Annotated in this window: 8 protein-coding genes and 1 tRNA gene; 7 read left to right on the top strand and 2 right to left on the bottom strand. The window is 57.0% G+C overall.

Features of this window, described 5'->3' with window-relative positions; all coding sequences use genetic code 11:
- Both Z946_RS0103385 and Z946_RS0103380 read left to right on the top strand, forming a co-directional pair.
- On the top strand, positions 1–681 hold a 681-nt coding region (locus tag Z946_RS0103385; RefSeq protein WP_025054329.1), incomplete at its 5' end, for an EF-Tu C-terminal domain-related protein.
- A 290-nt stretch (positions 682–971) separates the two neighbouring features.
- A complete protein-coding gene (locus Z946_RS0103380) occupies positions 972–1,655 on the top strand; it encodes a CatB-related O-acetyltransferase (RefSeq protein WP_025054328.1) in 684 nt (227 codons plus the stop codon).
- Between the two features lie 99 nt (positions 1,656–1,754).
- Here Z946_RS0103380 and Z946_RS0103375 read toward each other — a convergent pair whose 3' ends face one another.
- Positions 1,755–2,252: a ferritin-like domain-containing protein gene (locus Z946_RS0103375; RefSeq protein ID WP_025054327.1), complete on the bottom strand. Its 498-nt coding sequence runs from the start codon at positions 2,250–2,252 to the stop codon at positions 1,755–1,757.
- Between the two features lie 137 nt (positions 2,253–2,389).
- Here Z946_RS0103375 and Z946_RS0103370 point away from each other — a divergent pair.
- The 4 genes from Z946_RS0103370 (at position 2,390) to nusG (ending at position 4,376) form a co-directional block, all read left to right on the top strand.
- Positions 2,390–2,465 (top strand) — tRNA-Trp (locus Z946_RS0103370).
- Positions 2,466–2,639: 174 nt separating this feature from the next.
- A complete protein-coding gene (locus Z946_RS0103365; RefSeq protein ID WP_025054326.1) occupies positions 2,640–3,359 on the top strand; it encodes a hypothetical protein in 720 nt (239 codons plus the stop codon).
- A gap of 91 nt (positions 3,360–3,450) precedes the next feature.
- Positions 3,451–3,648, top strand: coding sequence for a preprotein translocase subunit SecE (gene secE, locus Z946_RS0103360; protein WP_025054325.1), 198 nt, complete (start codon positions 3,451–3,453; stop codon positions 3,646–3,648).
- Positions 3,649–3,842: 194 nt separating this feature from the next.
- Positions 3,843–4,376: a transcription termination/antitermination protein NusG gene (nusG, locus tag Z946_RS0103355; RefSeq protein WP_025054324.1), complete on the top strand. Its 534-nt coding sequence runs from the start codon at positions 3,843–3,845 to the stop codon at positions 4,374–4,376.
- Positions 4,377–4,701: 325 nt separating this feature from the next.
- Here the strand turns inward: nusG and Z946_RS0103350 are convergent, their stop codons facing one another.
- Positions 4,702–5,655: a calcium/sodium antiporter gene (locus Z946_RS0103350; protein WP_025054323.1), complete on the bottom strand. Its 954-nt coding sequence runs from the start codon at positions 5,653–5,655 to the stop codon at positions 4,702–4,704.
- Positions 5,656–6,011: 356 nt separating this feature from the next.
- On the opposite strand from Z946_RS0103350, the gene Z946_RS0103345 reads away from it, so the two are divergent.
- Positions 6,012–6,329, top strand: coding sequence for a DMT family transporter (locus Z946_RS0103345; RefSeq protein ID WP_025054322.1), 318 nt, complete (start codon positions 6,012–6,014; stop codon positions 6,327–6,329).

Here is a 6,329-nt window from a genome sequence, read left to right as displayed (position 1 = left end):
ATTCCTGGTTCCGCTCTGGCAGCCATGGAAGGCCGTGACAACGAGATCGGCGAAGACTCCATCAAAAAGCTGATGGCAGCTGTTGACGAATACATCCCGACACCTGCACGTGCGGTTGACCAGCCGTTCCTGATGCCTGTGGAAGACGTATTCTCGATCTCCGGTCGTGGTACAGTTGTGACAGGCCGTGTCGAGCGTGGCGTGATCAACGTTGGCGACGAAATCGAGATCGTTGGTATCCGCGACACCAAGAAGACGACCTGCACAGGCGTTGAAATGTTCCGCAAGCTGCTGGACCGTGGTGAAGCGGGCGACAACATCGGCGCATTGCTGCGTGGTGTGGACCGTGAAGGTGTTGAGCGTGGCCAGGTTCTTTGTAAGCCCGGTTCCGTGAACCCGCACACAAAGTTCGAAGCCGAAGCCTATATCCTGACCAAGGAAGAGGGTGGCCGTCACACGCCGTTCTTTGCGAACTACCGTCCACAGTTCTACTTCCGGACAACAGACGTCACCGGTACTGTTCAGCTGCCAGAAGGCACTGAAATGGTTATGCCTGGCGACAACCTGAAGTTCGACGTCGAGCTGATTGCGCCGATCGCGATGGAGCAGGGCCTGCGTTTCGCGATCCGCGAAGGCGGCCGCACCGTTGGCGCGGGCGTGGTTTCCAAGATCACTGAATAAGCAACAACACATCGGCGTTGTTGCCGGTGCGACGCCTTGTGGCAGTGTCTTTTCCCCTTGAGGAAAAGATCACGAGAGCAAGGTGTCGGCTCGGTTGCTCAAGAAATACAAAAGGCCGCTCCACACCGGGGCGGCCTTTTACGTTTGCGCATCCCGCGCAGCTTGTCACCGCCGGTGCGTCGCCGCCACGCGCGATACCTCTTCATAAATGCCGGAGAGGGGCACAGGAGGGAGGTGGACGTTTCGTCCATCCTGTGATGCGGTATGACTATCCTAGCGAGGAGCCAGCCATGCCCAAGATGCCCGATACTCCTGTTTTTGCCGAACCTACCGAAAAGCATCCCATCAAGCTTGCCGATGGCACGGTCCACGCCGGTTCGGTCTTTCTTGCCGCAGCAATAGATCATCCGCGGATCGAAGCGGGGGCGTACAGCTACGCCAGTGCCCATACGCCGCCCGACGATTGGGCCGCGCACCTTGCGCCGTATCTCTATCCCGCCAGCCCTGAAAAGTTACGTATCGGTAAGTTCTGCCAGATTGCTGATGGGGTCACGTTCATTACGTCATCGGCGAACCACCGGTATGACGGTATCTCCTCGTTTCCATTTGCGATATTTGGCGGAGGTGAAATGGCGGGGCGGCCCTCGATGCCGGATGGGAGCCAAGCGAAGGACACGGTGATCGGGAACGACTGCTGGATAGGGCAGGGCGCGCGTATCATGCCCGGTGCGCAACTCGGCCATGGGGTCATTGTCGGTGCGGGGGCGGTGGTGTCTGGAACGGTGCCTTCGTATTCGATTGTGGCGGGTAATCCCGGACAGGTTCGGCGCGTAAGGTTCACGCCGGAAGACGTACAGCAGCTTTTGCAAACTGCTTGGTGGGACTGGCCTATTGAAAAAATTCTCGCCCACGAGGCTGAGATATGCGGCGGGGATGTGGGTGCCTTGGCGCGTGCTGCTGTTGGTCCTTTCTGATCAATGGGATCTGCGTTTGGGGATGGGTGACAGCCGTAGGGTGCTTAAACGCAAAAAGCCCACGCGTATTGCGTGGGCTTTTACGTGTATTGAAAGCGATCAGGCTGCTTTTCTGTTGATGCCGCCGTTGGTCGCAATCTCTGTCATCCTGCGGTCGCCATCATAGGTCTCGTCCAGTTGCTCCTGCAGAATCGCACCGTCTTCATCAAGGTCGAGACGGTTGGCAAAGGCCACAAGGCAGCCGTAGCCTGCGAGGGCGTAATGCACCATGCGCTGGTACTGCGTGACGATCATCGCATCGCGGGTAGCATCGTCACCGAACTCTTCGTCCAGCACATGTGCGTGGGCTTCTGTAACAAGACCCTCCATGCCTTTGCAGTGCTCCCCTTCGGGATCAATGTCATGGGTGGCACAGATTGATTTCAGCTTGTCCATGCCGGTTGCGATGCCGTTGGAACCGGCGATAAGCGCCTCGCTCAGTTCCTTGTCGGACGCAGCGCGGCCCAGTGCTGTTGTGGCTTCCAAAGATTGCTTGCAAGCGCTGTAGAGGTCCTGAAGTTGATCATGGTAAACGTCGTGCAGATTGTTAAGTGCCATTGTGTATCTCCTATTCGCATCATCAATTGCGTTGGAGATGAAACGCCGCTCGATGGCTCAATGTTCCTAAAAACTGTGATTGGGTACGATCTGGCCTTGATTGCCGCGCAAATTGGGACTAGGCAACCGCACGGCATAGGGGTTTAGCTCAGTTGGTAGAGCATCGGTCTCCAAAACCGAGGGTCGTGGGTTCGAGTCCCTCAGCCCCTGCCAGATTTCCAGATATGATGTGACAGTACCAACCGCCGCCGGTGTGACCTGTAACGCGTAAGGCGGTACATTCGCCAAAGCGCCTACACCATTTGCCATATTGTTGCCATAATTACGCCCTGCAACCGTCCGAAACCTTGGGTACCCCAGATTGAAAACCGGGCAAGGGAAACGACCATGGCGACAGAGATGCAGACCAAACAGCAGGCGGACACAAGCCCCGATGCCGGTCCGCCGTCCGACTTGGATCCAAATGCGCTGGCCGCTATTCGGGAACTCTTGCACACGGAAGCAACCGAGCCTGTCCAGCCTGCTCCTGAACGCCAGACCGAAGCACCCGCGCAGGCAGTGCCTGTTGCTCCTGTAGCGCCCCGCCGTACGCGTTCTGCTGCCGCACCGCTGGAAGCGCCCGCTGTTTCCCCAAAGGGCCAGCCTCAGCAGGAGGCCTTTGCCGATCTTCCAAATGAGCCTGTGCGCCGCGCCGCCGCACCCGGGCTGAAAGCCAGGATTATGTCGTACCGGCCAACACCCAAGCATATGATCCTGTTCAGCATCGCCTTGCTTGTTCTGTTTCGCCCATGGCTCGTGATCGGTCTCTTTTTCCTGAGCCTGTTTGTCATGGTCGGCGTTTTCCTGATCCTCGGGTATGACGGTTTCTGGCGTCGTGCCATGGGACTGGCCCGCTGGTATGCGCAGCGCCGCCCTTCCCGCGCGGCCGAGCTTCATCAAAAGCTTGATGCCTTCGCGATGAAGTGGGACGCTGTGTTGGATCGTTTCCCTGAAGGGTCGGTTGACGGCCTGTACCTGCCGGACTTTGGTGAGCTGGAAGCGGCAGAGAGCCGCCACGATGCCGCCCTCGAACGTCGTTTTTCGGATTTGCGCGAGGGCGGTGCCTGAATCTTTCTCGCATCGTCCCGGCATTCTGCGGGCTTGAAACCCCATGCTTCACCCGTTAGATGCCAACAACGGACAGTTTAGGAAAAGCGACATGGCGATGACCAATCCACTTCAGTTTATTCAGCAAGTGCGTGCCGAAGTTGGCAAGGTCGTCTGGCCCACACGCCGCGAAGTGGTACTGACCACGATCATGGTCTTTATCCTTGCTGCACTGACGGCTGTTTTCTTTGCTATTGTTGATATCATCATCCGTAGCGGTTTGAACGGTGTGCTGGGCATCTTTGGCTGAACACGCGGCGGCGCGGCAGGCACGGACCAAAAATCCTGTCCTCAGGCTTGAATCCTGATCGCTCAGCAGCTATTCGCAATCCAGACCTGATGAGGCGTGCGGCGAATCGAGCCCGCGCGCCCTTTTTTATTCAGGAATTCACGGATCAGATGGCAGGCCGCCGGCCGCATCGCAAGACAGGGACATAAGTTCAGATGGCAAAGCGTTGGTATTCGGTCAGTGTCCTCTCCAACTTCGAGAAAAAGATCGCCGAGCAAATCCGCACGAATGTGGAAGAGCAAGGACTTGAGGACCAGATCGACGAAGTACTGGTGCCCACCGAAGAAGTGATCGAGGTGCGGCGCGGCAAGAAGGTGACAACCGAGCGTCGCTTTATGCCCGGCTACGTTCTGGTGCACATGGAAATGTCCGATCAGGGCTACCACCTGATTAACTCCATCAACCGCGTCACGGGTTTCTTGGGGCCACAAGGCCGGCCGATGCCGATGCGTGACGCAGAGGTTCAGGGCATCCTTGGCCGCGTTCAGGAAGGCGAAGATGCGCCACGCACGCTTATCCACTTTGAGGTGGGTGAGAAGGTCAAGGTTGGCGATGGCCCGTTCGAAGACTTCGACGGTATGATCGAGGAAGTCGACGACGAGAACCAGCGCTTGAAGGTTTCCGTCTCGATCTTTGGTCGCGAAACTCCGGTGGAGCTGGAGTATACACAGGTGATCAAGCAGAGCTGATGTCTGGGGCGGGCTATGCCCACCTTACGCGCTTCTGATCAGGCGGGCAGTGGCACACTTTGCGGTGCCGCTTGCCGCCTTACCAGTTTGGAGCCTCTGGGATCCAAGCACATCCCAAACCATCAACCTCACGTATACCGTCACCAAAGCGCCAGCGGTCACCCCATCAGCGGTTTGTGAGCCGCAGAGGACCGGCACTGCCCGGCGGCTATCTTGCTCGATCGCAAGTGGGGGCAGTCCATTGTCCGCTGTGCGGGACGAAGCTGCCGTCTGCCAGAGCTGGTCCAACGACCGCTTTTGTTCAACGCCTCTCAACAACCTAGTGTCAGATCAGAAGCACAGCTAGGTAAGTGGCATAAGCTAAGACAAATAGACCGCCTTCACGTCGAGAGATGGTCCAATCACTGCGGGCGAAAACAACGAGCAAGACCGTGGTCGCGCACAGCACCCAGATATCGAGGCGGATAATCTCATTCGGTATTTGCATGGGTTGGACAAGAACAGTGATGCCTAGGATGCCGAGTATGTTGAAGATGTTGCTGCCCAGCACATTGCCGAGCGCCACAGAGCCTTCACCTTTCCGAACCGCAATGATCGAGGTCACAAGTTCAGGCATAGATGTCCCGATTGCTACGATTGTCAGACCGATCACTGCTTCCGACAGTCCTGCAGCCTGAGCGATGGTCACCGCGCCTGAGACCAGGAACCGTGCCCCTATAATGGTTATCACCAACCCTGCCAGCGCGAGGATCAAGGACACGGCCAGCGGCGTCTCAGGACCCAGTACGGTCTCGGCTTCACTCTCGTAGACAGCCGCCGCAGGTGTCCCGCCGCTGTGTTTTTCAGTCCAGAGCGTGAACCCCAGATATGCGGCCAGGGCGAGTACCAGAGCGGCACCGATTAACCGGCCAACTTCTCCCCAAAGAACAGCTCCGAGGCAAAGGAGGGTTGCTAGGACGACGACGGTTCCGTCCCGCCGAAACGCTTTCGGGTCAACTGCAATTGGCGCAATCAAGGCGGCAATGCCAAGGATCAGCAGCACGTTTCCAATATTGCTGCCGACGACGTTTCCGACTGCAATTCCAGAAGACCCCGATAGTGCAGCTTGCAAGCTCGTTACCAACTCCGGAGACGAGGTGCCAAATCCTACCAGAGTGATACCGATGACCATAGGTGAGATGCCAAACGACTTCGCGGACGACACCGCGCCACGCACAAGCAATTCGCCGCCAACGATCAGGCCGAAGAGACCCACAAAGACAAGAAGTGTCGCGCTCATTTTGGGAAGGTTCTTTCTACTGAGTTACGAACGGAAAATGTGCATCAAAATTTCTTCTACAAGAACCGAAGCGGACCTTTATGCGCAGCGCAGCATCCGACAGTTTGGGCTCGTTGCCGTCATTCGCCGCGTGTGCATCTACTTGAGCACGTCTGGAAGCGTTACAGAGGTTCGCTATGCAGGACGGAGCCGACCTTCACACTCAACGACAGAAGGTCCGCCTCCACATTTCTATTTGTCGACTGAAAAATTGACAATTCGTGATCCCACGTTTACCCGATACTTCGGAGCCTGCCGGGACGACCCGGCCACGACAGGGCAATAGTCAGGACGACCTGCGAAAAGTGGAGGTCAAGATGGCTTGGATTTTTCTTATCATCGCAGGTGCACTGGAAGTCGTTTGGGCGACGGGGCTCAAAAAGCTTGGCATTGCTTTCTCTTGGACACTTGGCGCTCTGACGCTCATCGCGATGATCACGAGCCTCGTTGCTCTTTACGCTGCGATGACCCGACTGCCGCTTGGTATCGCCTATCCGATCTGGACAGGTATCGGTTCTGTCGGATCGGTGCTGGTCGGCGTGATTGCCTTTAATCAAAATCTCAGCACAGCCAACGTGGCGGGTTTGACACTTCTGGTTTTCGGAATGTTTCTGCTCGGCTCAGATGCGCATTAA

It is taken from the genome of Sulfitobacter noctilucicola (assembly GCF_000622385.1).
Taxonomy (GTDB): domain Bacteria; phylum Pseudomonadota; class Alphaproteobacteria; order Rhodobacterales; family Rhodobacteraceae; genus Sulfitobacter; species Sulfitobacter noctilucicola.
The sequence above is the reverse complement of the archived record's forward strand: the minus strand, read 5'-3'. Positions and strand labels throughout refer to the sequence as shown.

Bases quoted from the DNA above. Each gene is read 5' to 3' on its own strand.
- Z946_RS0103350 (WP_025054323.1), bottom strand. From the start codon at position 5,655: ATGAGCGCGACACTTCTTGTCTTTGTGGGTCTCTTCGGCCTGATCGTT.
- Z946_RS0103380 (WP_025054328.1), top strand. From the start codon at position 972: ATGCCCAAGATGCCCGATACTCCTGTTTTTGCCGAACCTACCGAAAAG.
- Z946_RS0103365 (WP_025054326.1), top strand. From the start codon at position 2,640: ATGGCGACAGAGATGCAGACCAAACAGCAGGCGGACACAAGCCCCGAT.
- Z946_RS0103345 (WP_025054322.1), top strand. From the start codon at position 6,012: ATGGCTTGGATTTTTCTTATCATCGCAGGTGCACTGGAAGTCGTTTGG.
- Z946_RS0103375 (WP_025054327.1), bottom strand. From the start codon at position 2,252: ATGGCACTTAACAATCTGCACGACGTTTACCATGATCAACTTCAGGAC.
- nusG (WP_025054324.1), top strand. From the start codon at position 3,843: ATGGCAAAGCGTTGGTATTCGGTCAGTGTCCTCTCCAACTTCGAGAAA.
- secE (WP_025054325.1), top strand. From the start codon at position 3,451: ATGGCGATGACCAATCCACTTCAGTTTATTCAGCAAGTGCGTGCCGAA.